The following is a 1414-nucleotide window of genomic DNA, read 5'->3' as shown; positions in this document are numbered from 1 at the left end:
CACTACAGTTGCATTTTGTGTCGTGAGTGAGCGCGGATAGCACTGGCCTGATGCGTTCGTCGAAAGACGGACCATCTGAGGATGTGAGAGACGGGTAGTCTGCGTTGTGCAAGTTTTACGACGAGGCGCCTGATCTCCTGAATGGACCAGCGGACAAGGACTGTCGTGTTCTGAGTTGTGTTTTTTTCGGTTTCAGTGAGTTTGCCTGGTAACGGACACTGGCCATGACGGCATAGGCCAGCATGACCAGAGAGACGTGCCGATGCCAACCATGCCAGGAGCGGGTCTCGTTATGATCAAGACCAAATTCGTTTTTGGCCGTCTCGAACCCTTCTTCGATCCTCCAGCGCGTCCCTTCAACGTTCACCAGTTCCTGCGTGGTTGTCCCTTTCGGGCTCCAGGTCGTAAAATAGGCAAGGTCCCCGTCAGCGATGTTTCGGCGGATCAACAGGCCACGTGTCCATGGTCCGGCTATAGGGCAGTCAAATTCTTCAGCATCCAGATCAGCAAGCGGAAGATACGCCCAGTCATAAAGTCGCTCACCTTTTGTGCCGTGCCCCGCTGACAGACGACGCCAGGCCTGGTCTGGCAGTCCTGCTGCAATATCTTTCGCCTCTCCGGCAATCAGCGGTTCCGTTGCCCATGATCCGAACCAGTGATTGCCCTTGACCCCAAGCACATATCCAATTCCTGCCCGGCGAAGCGTGCGTTCTACGTCGCCCACGCCATACACGCTGTCTGCTGCAACCCAGCGGAACGGCACACCGGCCTCAATACTTCGCTCAATCATCATCGAGGCTAACGCCGGTTTGGTCGCAAACACCACGTCATCGGGAACGTGGGCCCGCTTCAGACGCTCAGGCTTTGATGTCCAGTCTTTCGGGAGATACAGGGCGCGGTCAATAAAGGCATGCCCCCGTTCCGAAACATAAGCGCCAAACACACCAATCTGGCAGTTCGTGATCTTGCCGGCAGATCCCGTATACTGCCGCCCCACACCGCAGGACGCCTGACCCTTCTTCAGAAAACCGGTCTCATCAATGACCAGCACGCCCTCTTCAGTGCCCAGATGCTCAATCACATAATCCCTGACGACGTCACGAAGGGCATCGGCATCCCAGTGCCCGCGTCCCAGAAGCGCCTGCTGCCGCCATGGACCAGGATCTCCTGCGGCTTCCGCTCGCATCCATCCCGTCTTGCGTGGTTCATTGCCAATCAAAACATCAAGAAAAGCACAGGCCGAATCTACGACACGTTTTTGCGTGAACAGCGGCGCCATCCGATCCTTGGCGGACCGAAGCGAGCGCGCCCATAATTCCAGCGTCTCTTCAACAGACGTACCGCCACTCATCATATCCTGAATCATGGTTACCCATCGATTCAGAACTCAACACAAAATGCAACTGTAGTGCTA

At 55.9% G+C, this 1414-nt stretch carries 1 protein-coding gene; it reads right to left on the bottom strand.

What is annotated here, in order from left to right:
- Positions 1-115: 115 nt before the first annotated feature.
- Complete coding sequence (locus HNH97_RS11470; RefSeq protein WP_012812328.1) at positions 116-1366, bottom strand: IS701-like element IS1452 family transposase; 1251 nt, start codon at positions 1364-1366, stop codon at positions 116-118.
- Between the last annotated feature and the right edge of the window lie 48 nt (positions 1367-1414).

The sequence above is a fragment of the Gluconacetobacter entanii genome, from assembly GCF_013155425.1.
Classification (GTDB): Bacteria; Pseudomonadota; Alphaproteobacteria; order Acetobacterales; family Acetobacteraceae; genus Novacetimonas; species Novacetimonas entanii.
This window is presented reverse-complemented; position numbering and strand designations above follow the sequence as displayed.